General features: G+C 64.3%; 15 protein-coding genes. 8 read left to right on the top strand and 7 right to left on the bottom strand.

Features of this window, described 5'->3' with window-relative positions; all coding sequences use genetic code 11:
• The first annotated feature begins 451 nt into the window (after nt 1–451).
• Nucleotides 452–1,819 (top strand): adenylosuccinate lyase, encoded by a 1,368-nt coding sequence (gene purB / locus OQE56_RS11150; protein WP_267224328.1) that lies wholly within the window; start codon nt 452–454, stop codon nt 1,817–1,819.
• Nucleotides 1,820–1,890: 71 nt separating this feature from the next.
• Here purB and gstA read toward each other — a convergent pair whose 3' ends face one another.
• Nucleotides 1,891–2,511 carry a glutathione transferase GstA gene (gstA, locus tag OQE56_RS11145; RefSeq protein ID WP_267224327.1) on the bottom strand — a complete coding sequence of 207 codons (621 nt, stop codon included), beginning with the start codon at nt 2,509–2,511 and terminating at the stop codon, nt 1,891–1,893.
• A 163-nt stretch (nt 2,512–2,674) separates the two neighbouring features.
• Between gstA and OQE56_RS11140 the strand changes: the two genes are divergently transcribed.
• Nucleotides 2,675–3,046: a winged helix-turn-helix transcriptional regulator gene (locus OQE56_RS11140; RefSeq protein WP_267224325.1), complete on the top strand. Its 372-nt coding sequence runs from the start codon at nt 2,675–2,677 to the stop codon at nt 3,044–3,046.
• A gap of 326 nt (nt 3,047–3,372) precedes the next feature.
• Here the strand turns inward: OQE56_RS11140 and cysK are convergent, their stop codons facing one another.
• Together cysK and cysG are read right to left on the bottom strand one after the other, a co-directional pair.
• A complete protein-coding gene (gene cysK, locus OQE56_RS11135; RefSeq protein ID WP_267224324.1) occupies nt 3,373–4,314 on the bottom strand; it encodes a cysteine synthase A in 942 nt (313 codons plus the stop codon).
• Between the two features lie 73 nt (nt 4,315–4,387).
• Entirely contained in the window at nt 4,388–5,824 is a 1,437-nt protein-coding gene (cysG, locus tag OQE56_RS11130; RefSeq protein ID WP_267224323.1) for a siroheme synthase CysG, read from the bottom strand.
• A gap of 339 nt (nt 5,825–6,163) precedes the next feature.
• On the opposite strand from cysG, the gene OQE56_RS11125 reads away from it, so the two are divergent.
• Nucleotides 6,164–7,183 carry a LysR substrate-binding domain-containing protein gene (locus OQE56_RS11125; protein WP_267224322.1) on the top strand — a complete coding sequence of 340 codons (1,020 nt, stop codon included), beginning with the start codon at nt 6,164–6,166 and terminating at the stop codon, nt 7,181–7,183.
• Nucleotides 7,184–7,365: 182 nt separating this feature from the next.
• On the opposite strand, the gene OQE56_RS11120 is transcribed toward OQE56_RS11125, so the two are convergent.
• From OQE56_RS11120 to OQE56_RS11105, 4 genes are all read right to left on the bottom strand, one after another.
• A complete protein-coding gene (locus OQE56_RS11120) occupies nt 7,366–9,135 on the bottom strand; it encodes a bifunctional sulfate adenylyltransferase/adenylylsulfate kinase (RefSeq protein ID WP_267224321.1) in 1,770 nt (589 codons plus the stop codon).
• A gap of 69 nt (nt 9,136–9,204) precedes the next feature.
• A complete protein-coding gene (locus OQE56_RS11115) occupies nt 9,205–9,927 on the bottom strand; it encodes a phosphoadenylyl-sulfate reductase (protein ID WP_267224320.1) in 723 nt (240 codons plus the stop codon).
• A complete protein-coding gene (gene cysI, locus OQE56_RS11110) occupies nt 9,924–11,618 on the bottom strand; it encodes an assimilatory sulfite reductase (NADPH) hemoprotein subunit (protein WP_267224319.1) in 1,695 nt (564 codons plus the stop codon). The genes OQE56_RS11115 and cysI overlap by 4 nt, the downstream gene beginning before the upstream one ends.
• A gap of 1 nt (nt 11,619) precedes the next feature.
• Nucleotides 11,620–13,419, bottom strand: coding sequence for an assimilatory sulfite reductase (NADPH) flavoprotein subunit (locus OQE56_RS11105; protein ID WP_267224318.1), 1,800 nt, complete (start codon nt 13,417–13,419; stop codon nt 11,620–11,622).
• 161 nt (nt 13,420–13,580) lie between these two features.
• On the opposite strand from OQE56_RS11105, the gene OQE56_RS11100 reads away from it, so the two are divergent.
• The 5 genes from OQE56_RS11100 (at nt 13,581) to odhB (ending at nt 20,547) form a co-directional block, all read left to right on the top strand.
• Nucleotides 13,581–14,330: a sulfite exporter TauE/SafE family protein gene (locus OQE56_RS11100; protein WP_267224317.1), complete on the top strand. Its 750-nt coding sequence runs from the start codon at nt 13,581–13,583 to the stop codon at nt 14,328–14,330.
• A gap of 45 nt (nt 14,331–14,375) precedes the next feature.
• On the top strand, nt 14,376–15,569 hold the full coding sequence (locus OQE56_RS11095) for a cupin domain-containing protein (protein ID WP_267224315.1): 1,194 nt from the start codon (nt 14,376–14,378) through the stop codon (nt 15,567–15,569).
• Nucleotides 15,566–16,123, top strand: coding sequence for a DUF7931 domain-containing protein (locus OQE56_RS11090; RefSeq protein WP_267224313.1), 558 nt, complete (start codon nt 15,566–15,568; stop codon nt 16,121–16,123). The genes OQE56_RS11095 and OQE56_RS11090 overlap by 4 nt, the downstream gene beginning before the upstream one ends.
• A gap of 294 nt (nt 16,124–16,417) precedes the next feature.
• A complete protein-coding gene (locus tag OQE56_RS11085) occupies nt 16,418–19,261 on the top strand; it encodes a 2-oxoglutarate dehydrogenase E1 component (RefSeq protein WP_267224312.1) in 2,844 nt (947 codons plus the stop codon).
• A gap of 83 nt (nt 19,262–19,344) precedes the next feature.
• A complete protein-coding gene (odhB, locus tag OQE56_RS11080; protein WP_267224311.1) occupies nt 19,345–20,547 on the top strand; it encodes a 2-oxoglutarate dehydrogenase complex dihydrolipoyllysine-residue succinyltransferase in 1,203 nt (400 codons plus the stop codon).
• The last annotated feature ends 52 nt before the right edge of the window (nt 20,548–20,599 follow it).

Here is a 20,599-nt window from a genome sequence, read left to right as displayed (position 1 = left end):
TCGAAAAACCCCGTAACCCGCCCGCGAACCTTCCGGGCTTCGCCCGGAAGGCGCGCCATCGGGGTGGCCTTTCTCTTGGTTACTTCTCTTTGGCCACGCAAAGAGAAGTGACCCGCTGCCCGGCAGGACAGCGGAAGCCCGCCGCAGGCGAGCCAGGTCGCGGGAACCCCACACCAGAGCAAAGTCACTGGATGACCAGCCTTCGGCTGTTGTGAAGCGCTTCCAGCCTTCGCTGGGATGACGGTGAGGGGAATGAACGTCACCGCGAGCACCCACCCCTCACCCCAACCCTCTCCCCGGAGGGGAGAGGGAGCAAAGGCAGCCGCCACCCCTGATCACCTGCACATCCCAAAAGGAAACGAAGGCCGCCACACCCCGCAAAAACCTCAAATTCGCCCCTCCCCGCCCCTGTTGTAAAATCCCCCCTTTCCCGCCTCCGGAACACCCCCCGATGTCCTCCCACGCCCTGACCGCCCTGTCGCCGCTGGACGGCCGTTACGCCAGCAAGGTTGAAACGCTGCGCCCGATCTTCAGCGAATTCGGCCTTATGCATCGCCGCGTGCACGTGGAGATCGAGTGGCTGCTCGCGCTGGCGGCGGACAAGGGCATCGCCGAGCTGCCGGCATTCACCGCCGACCAGATCGCTAAGCTCAAGGGCATTGCGGCCGATTTCAACGTCGACGACGGCGCACGCATCAAGACCATCGAAGCCACCACCAATCACGACGTGAAGGCGGTGGAGTACTTCATCAAGGAACGCATCGGCAACGACGCGTCGCTGGCCCAGGCCAAGGAATTCGTGCACTTCGCCTGCACCAGCGAAGACATCAACAACCTCTCCTACGCACTGATGCTGCGCGATGCGCGCGATCAGGTGCTGCTGCCCACGCTGGACGGCATCATCGCCAAGCTGCGCGAGTTGGCTCACGCCAACGCCAACCTGCCGATGCTCTCGCGCACGCACGGCCAGACCGCTTCGCCGAGCACGCTGGGCAAGGAACTGGCCAACGTGGTCGCCCGCCTTGAGCGCCAGCGCAAGCAGCTCGCCGCGCTGGAAATTCCGGGCAAGATCAACGGTGCCGTCGGCAACTACAACGCCCACGCGATCACCTACCCCGAACTGGATTGGCGCGGTTTCTCCAGCCGCTTCGTGGAAAGCCTGGGCCTGGACTACAACCCGTACACCACCCAGATCGAACCGCACGACGGCGTGGCCGAGTACTGCGACGTGATCCGCCGCGCCAACATCATCCTGATCGACCTGGCGCGCGACATCTGGGGCTACATCTCGCTAGGCTATTTCAAGCAGTCGCTGAAGGCCGGCGAAGTGGGTTCCTCCACCATGCCGCACAAGGTCAACCCGATCGACTTCGAGAATGCCGAAGGCAACTTCGGCCTCGCCAATGCCCTGCTCGGCCACTTCGCAGAGAAGCTGCCGATCAGCCGCTGGCAGCGTGACCTCACCGACTCCACCGTGCTGCGCGCGTTGGGCACGGCGTTTGGCCACACGCTGGTGGCGCTCGAATCCCTGAAGAAGGGCCTGGGCAAACTCACGGTGAATGCCGACCGCCTCGCTGCCGATCTCGATGCCAGCTGGGAAGTGCTGGCCGAAGCCGTCCAGACAGTGATGCGCCGCTATGGCCTGCCTGAGCCGTACGAGCAGCTGAAGGCGCTGACGCGCGGCCAGGGCATCACGCGGGATTCGATGCGCACCTTCATCACCGGTCTTGATCTGCCGGCCGACGCCAAGCAGCGACTGCTCGATCTGACGCCGGGCGGTTACATCGGTCTTGCCGAGCCGTTGGCTCGCGATATCTGACGTCACTCGTTACGACCTGGCGGTCGTAACCTGAGAACGGGTCGCGCACGCTGTGCGCGACCCGTTTTGTTTCAGGCGGCCGCCTTCTTGATCAGGCCTTCGGCCTCGAGTGCTGCCTGCACCTTCGGACGCGCCGCAACGCGTTTCTGGAAATCGAGCACCGCCGGGAAATCGGACAGTTCGAGATCCACGTGCTTCGCCCAGTTGGTCACGGTGAAGAGATAGGCATCGGCCACCGAGAAGTGATCGCCCACCAGCCACGGGTGCTGTGCCAGACGCTGCTCCAGGAAGGCGTAGCGCTTGCGCAGGTAGGCCTTGCGTTCCTCTCGCGTTACATCGGGCGTTTCAGGCTTGAACAACGGCGAGTAGCTCTTGTGCAGCTCGGAGTTGATGTAGCCAAGCATTTCCTGCAGGTGATAACGCGCAGTCGTGCCATTGGCGGGAGCCAGCCCGCTCTGCGGCTTGTGGTCGGCCAGGTACTGCACGATGGCCGGCCCTTCGGTCAGCAGTTCGCCACTATCCAGCTCCAACACCGGCACATAGCCCTTGGGGTTGATCTGCCAGAAATCCTTACCGCTCTCGGTGAGCTTCGCCTTGGTGTCGACCTTTTCCAGTTCCAGCGGAATACCCGCTTCCAGGGCGACGATGTGCGGGGACAGCGAACAAGCTCCAGCGGCGTAGTAAAGCTTCATGACGATGGTCTCCATGCTTGGGAAGTGGGGGCTACGAGGCTTACCTGCCCCGCAGGCCGACGATGCTAGCCAGCATGGTTACTGATGGATACCACCTAACCCCCTGTAACCGGTAAAATCCGGTAACCATCGGGTTACCGGTTTCTGACAGCGAATTGCCACCATGGGCTTGCCTGTACGCAAAAGCAAAGTGGAGCCAACGCCAGCCTGCCCGCTCAGCGAAGTGCTGGGGCTGCTGCGTGGCGCATGGGCGCCCAATGTGATCTGGCAGCTCAGTGGCGAACCGCGCCGGTTCGGCGAGCTGCGCCATGACATGCCGCGAATCTCCGCACGTGTGCTTAGTGCGCGGCTACGGGAGCTGGAAACGCGTGGACTGGTGACGCGGCGCGTGCTGCATACGTCGCCACCGTCGGCGGAATATGCGTTGACGGAACTGGGCCGCGAGTTGTTGCCGGCGATCAATGCCATCGCCCATGTGGGGCGCAAGCTGATTGCCGAGTGGGAGACCCACAATGACAACGCAGCGGCGCGGTGATTGCAGAAATTGACGAAGCTCACGTCCATCGAAGAGATAACGCCAAGCGATACTCTGCTTTAAGTCCTCTTCGCGCTGGCGCGTTGCGAAGCGCTTAGAAGTACCCGCTGTGTCCCACAGGGACGAGCTTCGCGTCGTAGGCGGCACGCTGGCGGTAGCGCCTCATTCAGAGCTTAAGAGCAAAGTCACTGGATGACCAACCTTCGGCTGTTGTGAAGCGCTTCCAGCTTTCGCTGGGATGACGGCTTTTATGTAGCGACGAGGCCAGATTGACCCCTCACCCCAACCCTCTCCCCAAAGGGGAGAGGGAGAAAAAGCGCGTGGCGTTACTCGATATCGTCCGACCCTTCGTTGACACCTTCAAACAGGAACGTCGACAAATACCGCTCACCCGTATCCGGCAACATCGCCAGCAGCACCGAACCCTCAGTGGCGTCCTTCGCCACCTCGAGCGCCGCAGCGAACGTAGCACCTGCCGAAATACCGACGAAGATGCCTTCCTTTTGCGCCAACTCACGCGACGTATCACGGGCCACCACGTCGTCGACAGGCAGAATCTTGCTCGCCACATCGCGGTTGAGCACGGCCGGCACGAAGTCGGGCGTCCATCCCTGGATCTTGTGCGGCTGCCACTCTTTACCCGACAGCAACGACGCACCCGCCGGTTCGCAGGCAATCACCTTTACTTCCGGTCGCGCCACCCTCAGCACTTCGCCGACGCCGGTGAGCGTGCCGCCCGTGCCCCAGCCGGTCACAAAGTAATCGAGTCGCTTGCCGGCGAAATCGCGCAAGATTTCCGCTGCCGTGGTGTTGCGGTGATACGACGGGTTGGCTTCGTTCTCGAATTGCCGCGCAAGAAACCAGCCGTTCTTCTCGGCCAGCTCCTTGGCTTTGCGCACCATGCCGCTGCCGCGCTCGGCCGCTGGGGTGAGCACCACCTTGGCGCCATAGGCACGCATCAGTTTGCGTCGCTCAATAGAAAACGTTTCGGTCATCACCGCGACGAACGGGTAACCGCGTGCCGCGCACACCGCTGCCAGCGCCACGCCCGTGTTGCCGGAGGTCGCCTCTACCACCGTCTGGCCCGGTTTGAGCTGACCTCGCTGCTCAGCGTCGATGATGATGGCGTACGCAAGACGATCCTTCACCGAGCCGGCAGGATTGAATGCCTCCACCTTCACGTACATCGTCACGTGCTTCGGCGCCAGGCGGTGAATACGTACGATGGGCGTGTTGCCGATGGTGTCGAGAATGCTGTCGTAGATCATAAGGTCGCTCCGTGGCACGGCAGGGATGGAAACGGTGTCGCGCGATGGTGCGCCCGTCCGGGATAAGGTTGTGTCAAGCCGCAGCCGCTTTTGGCGACGGCGCATGGAGGGCCGGCGTGACACCCAGCGGCGGACGCCCAAACCAGCCCAAGCTGCCGGCCAGCGCAGCCACCTCGCCAAGAATCAGCAGCGCCGGGGACTGCACATCGTGCGCAGTAGCCTGTTCGGCCAGGTTGGCAAGCGTACCGGTCACCACCCGCTGCTCCGGCCGTGAACCGTTTTCGATCAGGGCAAAGGGTGTGCCGGCCGCGCGGCCATGGGCCAACAGCTGGGCCTGAATCAGCGGCAGTTCGCTGTTACCCATATAGACGGCCAGCGTCTGCCGCTCCTGCGCCAATGCCTTCCAGTCGAGCGTGTCGATAGAGTTCTTGCAGTGCGCCGTGACCAGGCGCACCGACTGGGCGTGATCGCGATGGGTCAGCGGGATCCCGGCATAAGCGGCGCAGGCGAGTGCCGCGGTGATGCCGGGCACCACTTCATAGGGAATGTCGTGCTGGCGCAGGAATTCCAGCTCCTCGCCGCCGCGGCCGAACACGAATGGGTCGCCGCCTTTCAGGCGAACCACCCGGCGACCGGCGGACGCATGCTCCAGCATCAACGCATGGATCTGAGCCTGGGTGGTGTGGTGGTTGCCCGCCTGCTTGGCGACTTCGATGCGCTCGGCATCGCGGCGTGCCAGCGCCAGCACTTCGACGCTGACCAGGCGGTCATGCAGAATCACGTCGGCTTCGTTGAGCGCACGAAGGCCTCGCAACGTGAGCAAGCCCGGATCGCCCGGACCCGCACCCAGCAGGACAACGGAACCTGACGGCGTCGACTCCACCGAATCCAGCAAACGCTCGGCGGACGCTTCGGCGAGCGCCCACTGCCCTCGCCGCAACAGGCTCTGCACCGGACCATGCAGCAGCCGTTCGTAGAAACGGCGGCGCAAGGCGAGGTCGGGGATCCGCGCCCGGATGCGATGACGCAATTGGGCAAGCAACGTCGCCACGGAACCCACCACCGGATCGATCACCACCTCCAGCCGTTCGCGCAACAGCCGCGCCAGCATCGGCGCATGGCCTCCGCTCGACACGGCGATGGTGACCGGCGATCGGTCGATCACCGCAGGCACGTGGAAACTCGATTGTTCCGCGTCGTCCACCACGTTCACGAACAGATGCCGCGCCTCGGCCAGCGCGACGATGTCGCGATGAAGCGCGGCGTCATCGGTGGCGGCGATCACCAGCCAGACGTCGTCGAGCCACGACGCTTCGAAACGGCCGGAACGCCACTGCACGCGCCCTTCCCTGGCCCAGCCGCGCAGCGCGGGGGTGAGGTCGGGCGCCCCCACCGCAACCCGCGCGCCGGCTTCCAACAAGGCTGCCACCTTGCGCTCGCCGACCACGCCGCCGCCCACCACCAGCACCTGGCGGCCGGAAAGATCGGCAAACAACGGATACAGCTTCATGGAACCTCTGACTCCGCGAGACAGGCATGGTGGCGAGGGTTTCCACGCTAGGCACGCGGCTGAGCTGGCACAAATGATTTCTGCACGGGGATATATGCCGGGCCGTTATAAGGCTCGGCTGGATGCCTTCGCTTCGAAGTATTGACGCATCGCAACAATGGCTGTATAGACGTCTAATTCACGCCATTCAAGAAATGCACTTCATGGACCACCATCGCCCTTTTCCCTGCGACGCCCCGATCTCCTGCACCCGCAGGAAACCGGCGTGCAGGGTTGTGCGATGTATCAGCTTCGCAACTACGAGCCACCTCTCTCTCGATCGCTTGCGGAACCTGAGCCATGACCCTTACTCAACTGCGTTACCTGGTCGCCATCGCGGACGCCGGACTCAATATCACCCTCGCGGCCGAACGGGTGCACGCCACCCAGCCCGGCCTGAGCAAGCTGCTGCGGCAGCTTGAAGACGAGCTCGGCTTCCAGCTGTTCCACCGGAAAGGCCGCAGCCTGCATGCCATCACGCATGCGGGCACGCATGTGCTGGAACGCGCGCGGATCATCCTGGCCGAGGCAGCCAACATCCGCTCGATAGCGGCCAACCTGCGCAATGAGTCGCGCGGCACGCTGCGTATCGCCACCACCCATACCCAGGCCCGTTTCGCGCTGCCCAGCGCCGTCGCGGCACTGAGCCGGAGCTATCCGCAAGTCAGCGTGCATCTGCAGCCGGTCAGCGACTCGGATGTCATCTCGCTGCTGGATGGCGGCCTGGTGGATCTCGCCATTGTCAGCACCGCCAATGGCGCGCCGCCGCCCAGCGGTATCGCCTTGCCTGCCTATCGCTGGAACCGCATCGTGGTGGTGCCCAACGGCCATCCGCTCACCCGTCAGAACAAGCCGCCGACGCTGGAACAACTGGCGGCCCACCCGCTGATCAGCTACGACTCCTCGTTGAAGCCGGAATCCTCGCTGGCCCGCGCGTTCCATGCCGCCAGCCTCGACCCGCAGATCATCATGACGGCCAGCGACGCGGACCTGATAAAGACCTATGTGCGCGAAGGCATGGGCGTCGGCGTGCTCGCCGAGATGGCGTACCAGCCCGAACACGACACGGATCTGCGCGAACTGAGCGCGGATCACCTGTTTACCCCCTGCACCACCTGGATCGTGTTGCGCCGGGAAAGCGTGCTGCGCGAGTACGCGCTGGATTTCATCAGCGTATTCGCGCCGCATCTGGAGCGCCGGGCGGTAAGTCGTGCGTTGGCTAATGGTGGCGTTGGCGCGTCGCAGTGGCCGGGCGTACCGCACTGGCGGGAGCGCGAGGTGCCGCACAAGGTGGCGGAGCCGCTGGTTGAGGCGCAGTGAGGCACTGCGTTTTCAGCCAGTACAGGCTTAGCAAGTAGATGCGTTACCGCGAGCACCCGCCCCTCACCCCAGCCCTCTCCCCGGAGGGGAGAGGGAGAAGTGGAGTGCATCGCTTGTCGCTTTAACCGAAGACAAAGTCACTGGACCCCGGCCTGCGCCGGGGTGACGACCAGTAGCGAACTTCAGCCGCGCAGCAATCCTCGCTGCTCCAGCAGCGACACAATATGCGCCGCCAACGTCGCCGGATCTGCCGCATTGCCATCGACACGCAACTCCGGCTGCAGCGGCTCCTCATACGGATCACTGATCCCCGTGAAATGCGTAATCGCACCCGCACGAGCCTGCGCATACAACCCCTTGCGATCACGCGCCTCGCAGACCTCCAACGCCGTGGCCACATGAATTTCGATGAAGTCGCCGTGCGCCTCAACCAGCGAGCGAGCCTCGGCGCGCGCATCGGCATACGGCGCGATAGGTGCGCACACCGCAATGCCGCCGTGGCGAACGATTTCGCTGGCCACGTAACCAATGCGCGTCACGTTGGCATTGCGGTCATCGCGTGAAAAACCCAGACCGCGTGACAAATGCTTGCGCACCTCGTCACCGTCCAGCACGGTCACTGCACGGCTGGTGCGCTCCAGCAACTGTGCAACGACGGCCTGCGCGATGGTGGATTTACCTGCGCCGGACAACCCCGTGAAGAACAGCGCGAAGCCACGCGTTGCCTGCGCCGGGTGCCGCTCGCGGAGAATGTCCACCACCTCCGGGAACGAGAACCACGACGGGATCTCACTACCCTCCTGCAGGTGGCGCCGCAGCTGGGTGCCCGAGATATCGCGCACCTCGTCGTTGGGTTGCACTTCAGTCGAAGGCAGATAGGTATCGCGGTTGGCCACGTACACCATCGCCGGGAATGGAACGATGCGAATACCCAGTTCGTGCTGGTGACGCTCCAGCAGATGCTGCGCGTCGAAAGGACCATAGAACGGGTTACCATTGGAATCTTTTCCCGGACCGGCGTGATCGCGCCCCACAATGAAATGACTGGCGCCATAGTTCTTGCGGATGATGGCGTGCCACAGCGCCTCGCGCGGCCCGCCCATGCGCATGGCCAGCGGCAACAGCGAGAGCTTGGCGCTGTTGGCCGGATACTGCGGCAGCAAGGCCTGGTAGCAGCGCACGCGCGTGTAATGGTCGATATCGCCCGGCTTGGTGCGCCCCACCGAGGGTTGCACCAGCAATTTCGCACCCACTTGCTGCGCGGCGCGCAGCGTCAGTTCGCGATGGGCGCGATGCATGGGATTGCGCGTCTGAAAGGCGACGATGCGATGCCAACCGTGCGCCGCGAACCATTCGCGCAGGCTGCGCGGCGTATCGCGCAGTCCGGTGAAGTCATAATGCGACGGCGACTGGACACCCACGACCCGGCCACCCAGATTGACCGGGCGATAGCGGTCCAGCAGCTCGGCCACCCCGGGATGCGTGCGATCGGTGGTGCCAAATACCTGCTGCGCTTCGTGCTCGCGATCCGGGCGATAGATGTCCTCGACCAGCAACACCGCCAGCGGCACGCCTTGCGAATCGCGCAGGGCGACTTCACTGCCTGGCGCCAGACGCTCGGCGAACGCTTCGCTGACATCCAGGGTGATCGGCATCGGCCACAGCGTGCCATCCGACAGTCGCGCTTCGCTGACCACGCGGTCGTAATCGCGCTGGGCAAGGAATCCCTCCAGCGGAGAGAATGCGCCGTTGAGCAATAACTCAAGATCGCATAGCTGACGCGTATCCAGATCGATGCCAGGCAAGCCGGCACTGCGCTGCTTCCATCGCTCGGCCTCTTCAAGCGGCAGATACAGCTCTTTCAACACGCCGCCATGGGGGGCTATCAGGGACGGCGCTTCGGGGACTTCGGGAAGGCTGGCGTCAACTTCGGCAAGGGCGCTCTGGCTCATGATGATGGTCTTTTCTTATCGGGGTCAGCGGCCAGCGCCAAGCGCTGGAATGAATCGGTTCGTAGAAGGTCAGGCCAGGCCATGCAGGCCGCATTCGCGCTTAAGGCCAAAGAAGCGCGTGGCATCGACATCGCTGCCGGGTTCCCAGCGATGCGTGGTGTGCACGTCGCCGATGGAGATGTAGCCCTGGTCCCACAACGGGTGATAAGGCAGGCCGTGCTTGCGCAGGTACATGCCCACGTCGCGGTCGGTCCAGTCGGCGATGGGATGAAACTTCCAGCGGCCGTCGCGCCGTTCGGCAAACGGGATCGTTGCGCGAGTGCGCGCCTGGCTGCGGCGCAGACCGGCGAACCACGAGCCGGCACCCAGCTCACGCAGCGCACGCTGCATCGGTTCCACCTTGCGCAACTGGTTGTAGCGATCGATGCCTGACAGGCCTTGCTCCCACAGGCGCCCTTCGCGCGCTTCCAGCCAGGCAGGGCTTTGCGGGGCGCTGTACACCTTCAGGTTGAGTGCCAGACGCTCACGCAATGTGTCGATGAAGTGATAGGTCTCCGGGAACAGATAGCCGGTATCGATCAGCACAATCGGGAGATCCGGCCGCTGCCGAGTCAACAAGTGAAGCGATACCGCTGCCTGCGCACCGAAGCTTGAAGAAAGCACGTGCGCGCCGGGCGCGTAGGCCAGTGCCCAGATCACGCGCTGCTCCGCATCCAGCGTGCCGAGCCATGCATTCAGCACATCCAGCGCGCCGGCATCGTGCTGTGCCTCTTCGAGCAACGCCTGCTTCATGCCACGACCTCCGCGGGAATCCGTCGCGGGTTAACGCTGATCACACCGGTTCGCACCAAGAAATCACCAAAATGCTCATCCTGCGCACGACTCGCGGCGTAGTCGGCAAACAATGGCGCGAGCGCATCGAGAATCGCGGCTTCATCCACGTTCTCCCGGTACACCTGATTGAGGCGGTGACCGCTGAAATCCGCCGCAAGGCGCAAGTCGTACCGCCCCGGGGCGCGGCCAACCAGCGCGATTTCACCCAGGTACGGTCGCGAGCAACCGTTGGGGCAGCCGGACAGACGCAGCAGGATCGGTGCGTCCGTTAGCCCATGCTCGCCGAGCAGTGCCTCCAGCTTGGGCAGCAGCAGCGGCAGATAACGCTCACTTTCCGCCATCGCCAGACCGCAGGTAGGCAAGGCGACGCAGGCCACCGCATGACGCCGGATCCCGCTCTGCGTGCGATAGGCGTCCAGGCCGTGCGCCGCCACGATGGCATCGATACGCTCGCGCTGATCGGCCGCCACATTGGCCACAATCACGTTCTGATTGCAGGTCAGGCGAAAATCGCCCTCATGCACCGTCGCCAGCTCACGCAATCCGGTCAGCCAACGATGATCGTCGGTATCAGCGAGGCGACCCGACTCAATCTGCAACGTGAGATGCCAGCGGCCGTCACTGCCTTCGATCCAGCCATAGCGATCGCCGTTGTGGTCGAACTGGTAGTCACGCGCGGGTTCCAGCTCATAACCCAGCCGCGATGCCAGCTCAGCCTTGAAGGCGTCGAGCCCGCGATGATCGATGGTGTACTTCAGTCGCGCGTGTTTGCGCTCGCTACGGTTGCCCCAGTCGCGCTGCACGGCCACCACCGCTTCGGCCACTGCCAGCAGACGCTCCGGATCGACAAAACCGATCACGCTGGCCAGGCGCGGATAGGTGCTGGGATCACCATGCGTGGCGCCCATGCCGCCACCGATAGCAACATTGAAGCCCTGCAGCCGGCCTTGCTCGATGATCGCAATCAGGCCGAGATCTTGCGCAAAGACGTCGATGTCGTTGAGCGGCGGAATCGCCAGCCCGATCTTGAATTTTCGCGGCAGATACGTGGTGCCGTACAGCGGCTCCTCGTCCTTCGGCTCGCCCACCAGCGGCTCACCATCGAGCCAGATCTCGTGATAGGCATGCGTGCGGGGCGACAGTTCGAGCGACAGCTTTGAGGCCCACTCGTAAGCCAGCGCATGCGCCGTCGATTCCACCGGATTGGGCGTGCTCACCACATTGCGGACGACATCGCCGCACGCGGCGATGGTGCTGGCCAGTGCGTCGTGGATCGCGGCGATGGTCGGCTTCAGGTGATGCTTGATGATGCCGTGCCACTGAAAAGTCTGGCGCGTGGTAATCCGCAGCGTGCCATTGGCGTGCTCGCGCGCCAGCCGGTCGAACACCAGCCATTGCGCCGGCGTGACCACACCGGAAGGCAGGCGCGCACGCAGCATGAAAGCGTAGTCCGGTTCGAGCTTTTGCTTGCGGCGCTCTTCGCGAAGGTCGCGATCGTCCTGCAGGTAGCTTCCATGGAATTTCAGCAGCTTGTTGTCGTCGTCGCTGATCGCGTTGGTCACCGGATCGCGCAAACCTTCCGCGATGGTCCCGCGCAGATAACGGCTGTTGACCTTGATGCGTTCGAGATCGGAAAGCGGTGTCGTCATATCAGTACACGTCGCGGGCGTAGCGCCCCTGTTGCAGGAGACCGGACAACCATTCCCTGGCCTGTTCGGCGGTTTGGCCGCCATGCGTGACGGCGACATCGATCAGCGCCGCATGCACGTCCTTGGCCATCTGGCTCGCGTCACCGCAGACGTACAGATGCGCACCGTTCTGGAGCCAGTCGTATAGCTCGCGCCCCTGCTCGCGCAGCCGCTGCTGCACGTAGACCTTGGACGCGCCGTCGCGCGAAAACGCCAGATCGAGGCGATGCAGCGAGCCATCGCGCAGCGCCGCCTGCCATTCGACCTGATAGAGGAAGTCGTTGGTGAAATGACGGTTGCCGAAGAACAACCAGTTGCGACCTCTGGAACCGGTTTCGCGACGCTCCTGCACGAACGCCCGGAACGGTGCTACGCCAGTACCGGGACCGATCATGATGATGTCCCGGCTGCTGTCCTTCGGCAGGCGGAAGCGTTCGTTCGCTTCGATGAAGATGGGCAAGCGGCGCTCATCGCCTGCTGCCGCTACAAATGAGGACGCAGCGCCCCAATGGCGTTCGCCATGGGCCTGGTAGTCGACCACGGCCACGGTGAGATGCACTTCGTCGCCAACCGCCCTTTGACTGGACGCAATCGAGTAAAGGCGCGGCGTCTGTGGCCGCAGCGCAGCGACCAGTTCCTCCGCTGACCACTCGGCCGGATAGCGGCGCCACAGGTCGATCGGCTGATCTTCGGAAAGCAAGGCCGCCAGGCGCGGCGATTGATCCGGCCGCAACAGACCGGCCAAGGACTCGTCGCCGCTGGCATCCGCCACCGCGGCGATCAGTGGCCGGCTCAAACGCGTCAGCTCGCGCTCATGAGTCAACCACTGACGCAGCGGCAATGCTTTGCCTTCGTGACGCACGGCTTGCTCGCCTTCCAGCTTCAGCAGCGACAGCCATTGATCAACCAGCGCGGGCGGATTCTCAGGCCATATGCCTAACGCGTCGCCAGGTTCGTATCTCAGCCCGGAGCCTTCCAGCGAGAGTTCGACATGACGTATGTCCCTGCCGGCATCGCGTGCCACGATGGTTTGGTTGTCCAGCACGGCGGCAGCAAAAGGACGTTCCCGCGTATGGAGGGCCCGTGACGGCACCGGCTGCAAGGTAGCGACGCGCACCGGCGCCGTAGTGCCCAGCGCCTGCCGGGCCTGTTCCAGCGCCTGCTCCGCCCACGGCGCCGCAACCGCATCGACGTCTACATCGGCTTCGCCCAGCGGAGCGAGACGCGACGCGCCAAGCTCGGCCAGTCTCGCGTCGAGCTGACGGCCGATAGCGCAGAACTGCGGATAGCTGGAATCGCCAAGACCAAGCACGGCATAGCGCAAGCCCGCCAGCTTGGGCGCACGCTTGCCCAGTACAAATTCCACCAGACCACGTGCGTCATCCGGCGGCTCGGCGTCACCCTGCGTGCTGATCACGACGACGAGATGGGTTTCCTTGGCCAGATCGCGCTGCGGATAGCTGTCGGCGCGCACCAGCTTCACGGCCAGCCCGGCGGCCTCGGCACGCGCGCTCAGCTGCGTGGCGATACGCTTGGCCTGGCCGGTCTGGCTGCCGTACAGAATCGTCAGCCGTTCGCCGGTTGCCTTGGCGGGCTGCAACGGCAGCTCACCACGCTGCACCTGTTCGGCGCGTGCGGCGCTCCAGGCGGCCACCCAGTACAGCTCGGCGGGCCCAAGACCATCGGCCAAACGCTCTAAGGCCGACAGCCTGTCGCCGTCCAACACCGCCAACCTGTTTTCCGCTGCGACGACCGCGTTCACATCGATTTCCTTTGGACGTCCATCCGTCTGAACGCCGAAAGTAGTCTTCACTTCGCGTCATGTGAAAGGACGTGTTGGCATATCCATATGTCCGCACGCTTATTTCCTTTAAGGAGTGGGCCTCCCGTACACTGGCGCCGTCCATTCTCGTTCACGGCCCCATGCCCACGGATTTTCTTACGTCCGCCGCCATCGGCATCCTTGCGCAGCTCGTCGACGGCGCGCTGGGCATGGCCTATGGCGTCACCTCGGCAGCGTTGCTGCTGGGATTGGGCGTGCCTCCCGCGCTGGCCAGCGCCAGCGTGCATTACGCCGAGACGTTTACCTGCGGTGCCTCGGGCATCAGCCACCTCGCTGCAGGCAATGTGTTGCGCAAGCTGTTCTGGTCGCTGGTGATTCCAGGCGCCATCGGCGCCACGCTTGGCGCCTACGTGGTCAGCCACGTATCGCCCAACTGGATGAAGATGGTGCTGACCCCCTATCTCATCGGCATGGGGCTGTTTCTGCTGCTGCGCCCGGCCCGGCGCCAGCGGCTGCACGATGAAACGCCGCGCATGACCCGCCGATTGGGTCTGGCTGCCGGCTTTGCCGATGCGGTGGCTGGTGGCGGCTGGAGCGCGCTCACCGTTACCACGCTGGTGGCCCGTGGGGTGCGTCCACGCATGGTCATTGGCACCGTGCATCTGGCCAAATGCGTCGTGAGTGCCGTCGCCAGCATCAGTTTCTTCATCCAGGTCGGGTTGCCGCACGGCGCTTCGGTGCTTGGCCTGATCGCAGGCGGCGTGGTGGCTGCCCCGCTCAGCGCGCTGCTCGCCCGCAAGATGCCCCCGAGGGCCGCAACCATTCTGGCTGCGCTGGCCGTGCTGGCCATCGGCCTCAATAACGTGGCGCACGCGTTTTTCACGCACTGACCGCGATCAAACGGAGCCGTCGCGGCATTCGCTTAGAATGGGCGAATGACTACCTCACGCACCCTCCCCATCGAAGTCCGCGGCAGCGCCAAGCAGCCCCTTGGCATGAGCCCCGCGCAATTCCTCCGTGATTACTGGCAGAAGCATCCGCTGCTGATCCGGCAGGCCTTCCCGGACTTCGTTCCCCCGATCGAGCCGAACGATCTGGCCGGCCTGGCGCTGGAGGAGTCGGCGTTGTCTCGCCTGATCATCCATAACGAGAGCCGCGACCGCTGGAAGGTCAAGACCGGCCCGCTCACCGAGAAGGACTTTGCCAGCACCCCCGACAGCAACTGGACCCTGCTGGTGCAAGACGTGGACAAGTGGGACGCCGATGTCGCCGCCCTGCTCGAGCACTTCAACTTCCTGCCGAGCTGGCGACTGGACGACATCATGATTTCGTACGCCGAGCCCGGCGGCGGCGTGGGCCCGCACGTGGACCAGTACGATGTGTTCCTGCTGCAGGGCATCGGCCAACGCCACTGGGCGATCAGCACCGACCCGGATGCGCCCAAGGACTTCCGCCCGGATGTGGAGCTGAAGCAGCTGCAGGTGTTCGAGCCCACCAACGAGTGGCTGCTGGAACCAGGCGACATGCTTTATCTGCCGCCTGGCGTGCCGCATGACGGCATCGCTTTTGGTGGCCCGTGCATGACCATCTCGGTGGGTCTGCGCTCCCCTTCGCAGGCCGAGCTCACCGGTGACCTGGCCGACTATCTGGCCGAACGGCTGCCTGATGAGCTTCGCTACAGCGACCCCGATCTCGCCCCGGCCAAGGCCGCCGGCGAGATCGACCGCGCTGCCCTGGCCCGCCTGAAGCAAGCGTTGCCTTTCGCCGCCGGCATGGACGAGGCCACCCTGCTCGACTGGTTCGGCCGCTTCATTACCCGCTATCGAAATGCCCAGTTGCCGGTGCCGCCTGAGAAAGCCACGACCGAGGCCGCCCTGATCAAGCAGTTGGACGGCGGTGCGCAGCTGCTGCGTCACCCCTGGGCACGCATGGCCTGGGCCAGGCGCAAGGGCGGCGCCACGTTGTTCGTCAACGGCCATGCCTACCCGACCTCGGTCGAACTGGCCGAGCGCGTCTGCAGCGAGCGCACGCTGGAACCGGGCAAGCGGGTTCCCGTAGACGAAGCCTCCTTGCTGGTCGCGCTGGTCAATGACGGCCACCTGGTCGCACGCAAGAGCAAGCGCCAGTGACCTTGCCGGACGACCCTGCCGAGAACGCCGATCGGGCCATGCCCGACGGCGGCCCGGCGTCGTCCGCCCACGACTCAACGATCCTCCCTGCCTCCGGCCGCACCGAGCTGGCGGACACCCGGCTGCAGTTGCTGGCTGAAGCGAGCCGCCGCATTGCTATCTACCAGCCAGCCCTGTCCGGCGACATCTATGCCAGCCTGGCGGAGCTGACCGAACTGCGCCGCATAGCCATCGCCGGGCGTGGCGCAGAGATTCGTCTGCTGCTGCATGATCCAGAGGGCGCCCTTCGCGTAGGGCATCGCCTGATCGCCCTGGCCCAGCGCCTGCCCAGCAGCGTGCTGGTGCGTACGCCCATCGAAGAAATGGATCTGGCCTACGCCTCGTCTTATTTGCTCACCGATCAGGGCGGCTACCTGTTTCAGCCGGATGCGAGGCGCACCGAAGGCCGTGCTTCGCGTCACGACCGCGCCGCGCAAGCCCCGCTGTGGCAACACTTCAACGACGTCTGGGAACGTTCGGCGCGCGCCAGCGCCTGGCAACCGCTCGATATCTAGGGAAGCGCCGATCCATTCAACGACGGATCCCTAGCCCGTGGCTGAACGGCTGGCCGCGTACCGTCATCGCCGCCGTCTCCTTACAAAACACGACGTTGCCGCAGGAAAACGGCAATTTACGACGATGGTCGGTACCCTCGGGGTCGATATTTCCTCTCGCGACCCCATCTCCGGAGAGGTTTTTGGGTTGCCGCGTCGCAGCACCCCAAGGCTATAATTAACGGGATTTTTCTCAGCCAACTGGCCATCCCCGGCCGGAGCCGCTGCAAGCCTCCCTTCCTCACCGGTGGTGACGTGAGCACTAATCTGATCCGCGAGTTTTTCGAATCCTCCCAACTCGCCGGCGGCAACGCCGATTACGTTGAACAGCTCTATGAATCGTGGTTGGCAGACCCTTCGTCGGTCGATGCCACCTGGAGCAAATATTTCGAGACTTTCAAAGGCCGCGAGTCGGGGGACGTGCCCCACTCTGCGGCCATTGCGCGTATAGAGGCCGCGCAAAAGCAGCGCCGCAACGGTGTTGCCGTTGCAGGCCCGGTGGATGACGCCCACGCCCGCAAGCAGGCCGGCGTGTTGCGCATCCTCACCGCGTACCGTTCGCGCGGCCACCTGGCCTCGAACCTCGACCCGCTCGGCCTGGCCGAGAAGCTGCCGGCTCCGGATCTGGAACCCTCGTTCCACGGTCTGTCCGACGCCGACCTGGATACCGAGTTCGACTGCGGCAACTTCGCCGGTGGCGGCCAGCGCATGAAGCTGCGCGACCTGCTGGCTCGACTGAAGAAGGTGTACACCAACACCCTCGGCGTCGAGTTCATGCACATCAGCAACCATGAGCAGCGCAACTGGATCTACACCCGCCTCGAACAGGCCAATGGCAGCGCCGGCCTCGACGCCGCGGGCAAGAAGCGCGTGCTCGCCGAGCTCACCGCCGCCGAAGGCCTTGAGCGCTACCTGCACACCAAGTACGTCGGCCAGAAGCGCTTCTCGCTGGAAGGCGGCGACAGCCTGATCCCGATGGTGGACGATATGGTCCGCGCTGCGGGCGACAACGGCATCAAGGAAGTGGTGATCGGCATGGCCCACCGTGGCCGCCTCAACATGCTGGTCAACATCCTGGGCAAGCCGCCGCGCACGCTGTTCAACGAGTTCGAAGGCAAGTGGGATCATCCGGATGACCCGGCCCACTCGGGCGACGTGAAGTACCACATGGGCTTCTCCGCCGACGTCAAGACGCCGAACGGTGGCACCCACGTGGCGCTGGCGTTCAACCCGTCGCACCTGGAAATCGTCAACCCGGTGGTGGCCGGTTCGGTGCATTCGCGCCAGATCCGCCGCCGCGACACCGAGCGCAAGCAGTCGATGGCCGTCATCGTGCACGGCGACTCGGCGCTGGCCGGCCAGGGCGTGAACATGGAACTGTTCAACATGTCCCAGGCCCGCGGTTTCAAGATCGGCGGCAGCCTGCACATTGTGGTGAACAACCAGGTGGGCTTCACCACCTCGAACCCGCAAGACACCCGCTCCACGCTGTACTGCACCGACCTGGCCAAGATGGTCAATGCGCCGGTGTTCCATGTGAACGGCGATGACCCGGAAGCAGTGATCCAGGCCACCCGCCTTGCCTACGACTTCCGCAAGCAGTTCCGCAAGGACGTCGTGATTGACCTGGTGTGCTACCGCCGCCACGGCCATAACGAGGCCGACGAGCCGTCCGCCACCCAGCCGGTGATGTACCAGATCATCCGCAAGCGCCCGACCACCCGCGACCTGTACGCGCAGGAGCTGGTCAAGCAGGGCGTGATCGCCGACGGCGATGGCCAGAAGATGTTCGAGGACTACCGCGCCCGCCTCGAGGCCGGCGAGCCGATGACTGAGCTGACCACGTCGCTCATCAAGGACATCGAGGTTGACTGGGACAAGTTCATCGGCGGCAAGCTGTCCACCGAGACCCCCACCACCGTCTCCAAGCAGCGCCTGGTCGAACTGGCCAACCAGATTCTGGTGACGCCCAAGGACATGACGCTGCAGTCGCGCGTGGCCAAGATCTACGAAGACCGCGCCAAGATGGCCGCGGGCGAACAGGCCGGCGACTGGGGCTTTGCCGAGAACCTGGCCTACGCCACGCTCATCGACGAGAACTACAACCTGCGCCTCGTGGGCCAGGACGTGGGTCGCGGCACGTTCTTCCACCGTCATGCCGTGCTGCATGACCAGAAGACCGGCTACACCTACATGCCGCTGGCCGACGTGCGTGCCGGCGCCGACGTGGAAGTGATCGACTCGCTGCTCAGCGAAGAAGCGGTCATGGCGTTCGAGTACGGCAGCGCCACCACCGACCCGTACACCATGCACATCTGGGAAGGCCAGTTCGGCGACTTCGCCAATGGCGCGCAGGTGGTGATCGACCAGTTCATCAGCTCGGGCGAAGCGAAGTGGAACCGCCTGTGCGGCCTGGCGCTGTTCCTGCCCCACGGCTACGAAGGCCAGGGTCCGGAGCACTCCTCCGCTCGTCTGGAGCGTTTCCTGCAGCTGTGCGCGCTGGACAACATGCAGGTGTGCGTGCCCACCACGCCGGCTCAGGCGTTCCACATGATCCGCCGCCAGATGGTCCGCCCGACCCGCAAGCCGCTGATCGTGATGACGCCGAAGTCGCTGCTGCGCCACAAGCTGGCTGTGTCGACGCTGGACGAGCTGGCCAACGGCAGCTTCCAGCTGGTGATTCCGGAACACCGCGAGGTGGCTGCCAAGAAGGTCAAGCGCGTCGTGCTGTGCTCGGGCAAGGTCTATTACGACCTGCTGGAAGACGCCGAGAAGCGTGGCCTCAACGATGTCGCCATCGTGCGCGTGGAACAGCTCTACCCGTTCCCGCGTCCGCAGGTCACGGCCGAACTGGAAAAGTATCCTTCCGCCAAGGAAGTGATCTGGTGCCAGGAAGAGCCGATGAACCAGGGCGCGTGGTTCCAGATCCGCCACCACCTGCAGGCTTGCATCGGCAGCAAGCAGAGCCTGTCGTACGCCGGCCGCTCGCGCTCGCCGGCACCGGCAGCGGGCCATCTGAATACCCACGTCGCAGAACAGGCGGCACTCGTCGAGCAGGCACTGGTCGCGCCGATCGGCAGCGACCACGCGGCAGAATAAAAAAATCCTGAAAAGTGCGGCCACGGATGGCCGCTTTTTGACGTTAGCGTTCAGGGATGAACGCACTCATCCAAGGAATCTCCATGTCTATCGAAGTCAAAGTTCCCGTCCTGCCCGAGTCCGTCTCCGACGCCACCATCGCCACTTGGCACAAGCAGGCCGGTGAAGCGGTCAAGCGCGACGAAAACCTGGTCGACCTCGAAACCGACAAGGTCGTGCTCGAAGTGCCGTCGCCGGTCGACGGCGTGCTGAAGGAAATCAAATTCCAGTCCGGCGACACCGTGACCAGCCAGCAGGTCATCGCGGTGATCGAGGAAGGCGCCGTGGCCGCTGCGCCGGCCGCCGCCCCCGCTGCTGCCGCCCCGGCTCCGGCCGCTGCTGCCCCGGCCGCTCCGGCTGCCGCCAAGGCTGGCAACGCCGATCTGTCGCCGGCCGGCCTGCGCGTGGCCACCGAGCAGAACATCGACGCCTCCAAGGTCGCCGGCACCGGCCGCGACGGCCGCGTGACCAAGGAAGACCTGGTCAACTACGGCAAGGGTGGCGCCCCGACGGCTGCCGCACCGGCCGTCAAGCCGACCCCGGGTTCGCGTCCGGAAGAGCGCGTGCCGATGACCCGCATGCGCGCCCGCATCGCCGAGCGCCTGATGCAGTCGAAGAACTCCATCGCCATGCTCACCTCGTTCAACGAAGTGAACCTGGCTGAGGTGGTGAAGATGCGCAAAACGCTGGGCGAGTCGTTCGAAAAGGCGAACGGCGTGAAGCTCGGCTTCATGAGCTTCTTCGTGAAGGCAGCCGCCGAAGCGCTGAAGCGTCATCCGCTGGTCAACGCCTCGGTCGACGGCAACGACATCGTCTATCACGGTTACCAGGACATCTCCATCGCCGTGTCCACCGACAAGGGCCTGGTCACGCCGGTGCTGCGCGACGTGCAAGACATGAGCTTCGCTGACGTTGAGCGCGGCATTGTCGACTACGCCAAGAAGGCGCGTGACGGCAAGCTGGGTCTGGACGACTTGCAGGGCGGTACCTTCACCATCACCAACGGCGGCACCTTCGGTTCGCTGCTGTCGACCCCGATCGTGAACCCGCCGCAGAGCGCCATCCTGGGCATGCACGCCATCAAGGAGCGCGCCATCGTCGAGAACGGTCAGGTGATCGCCGCGCCGATGATGTACCTGGCGCTGTCCTACGACCATCGCATCATCGATGGCAAGGACGCGGTGCTGTTCCTGGTCGACATCAAGAATCAGCTGGAAAATCCGCAGCGCATGCTGCTCGGAATCTGAGCGTGCATGTGAGCGCCGCGCTCACATGCAACTAGATAACGAAGCTCTGGCG

Source organism: Dyella silvae (genome assembly GCF_026421305.1).
Classification (GTDB): Bacteria; Pseudomonadota; Gammaproteobacteria; order Xanthomonadales; family Rhodanobacteraceae; genus Dyella; species Dyella silvae.
Note: the sequence above shows the minus strand (reverse complement) of the source record. Positions and strands in the feature narration are given on the sequence as shown.

Excerpts from the sequence above, each read along its gene's own strand:
- OQE56_RS11100 (WP_267224317.1), top strand. The coding sequence starts at position 13,581 with ATGCCCACGGATTTTCTTACGTCCGCCGCCATCGGCATCCTTGCGCAG.
- gstA (WP_267224327.1), bottom strand. The coding sequence starts at position 2,511 with ATGAAGCTTTACTACGCCGCTGGAGCTTGTTCGCTGTCCCCGCACATC.
- cysG (WP_267224323.1), bottom strand. The coding sequence starts at position 5,824 with ATGAAGCTGTATCCGTTGTTTGCCGATCTTTCCGGCCGCCAGGTGCTG.
- OQE56_RS11125 (WP_267224322.1), top strand. The coding sequence starts at position 6,164 with ATGACCCTTACTCAACTGCGTTACCTGGTCGCCATCGCGGACGCCGGA.
- cysI (WP_267224319.1), bottom strand. The coding sequence starts at position 11,618 with ATGACGACACCGCTTTCCGATCTCGAACGCATCAAGGTCAACAGCCGT.
- OQE56_RS11140 (WP_267224325.1), top strand. The coding sequence starts at position 2,675 with ATGGGCTTGCCTGTACGCAAAAGCAAAGTGGAGCCAACGCCAGCCTGC.
- OQE56_RS11095 (WP_267224315.1), top strand. The coding sequence starts at position 14,376 with ATGACTACCTCACGCACCCTCCCCATCGAAGTCCGCGGCAGCGCCAAG.
- odhB (WP_267224311.1), top strand. The coding sequence starts at position 19,345 with ATGTCTATCGAAGTCAAAGTTCCCGTCCTGCCCGAGTCCGTCTCCGAC.
- OQE56_RS11115 (WP_267224320.1), bottom strand. The coding sequence starts at position 9,927 with ATGAAGCAGGCGTTGCTCGAAGAGGCACAGCACGATGCCGGCGCGCTG.
- OQE56_RS11120 (WP_267224321.1), bottom strand. The coding sequence starts at position 9,135 with ATGAGCCAGAGCGCCCTTGCCGAAGTTGACGCCAGCCTTCCCGAAGTC.
- cysK (WP_267224324.1), bottom strand. The coding sequence starts at position 4,314 with ATGATCTACGACAGCATTCTCGACACCATCGGCAACACGCCCATCGTA.
- purB (WP_267224328.1), top strand. The coding sequence starts at position 452 with ATGTCCTCCCACGCCCTGACCGCCCTGTCGCCGCTGGACGGCCGTTAC.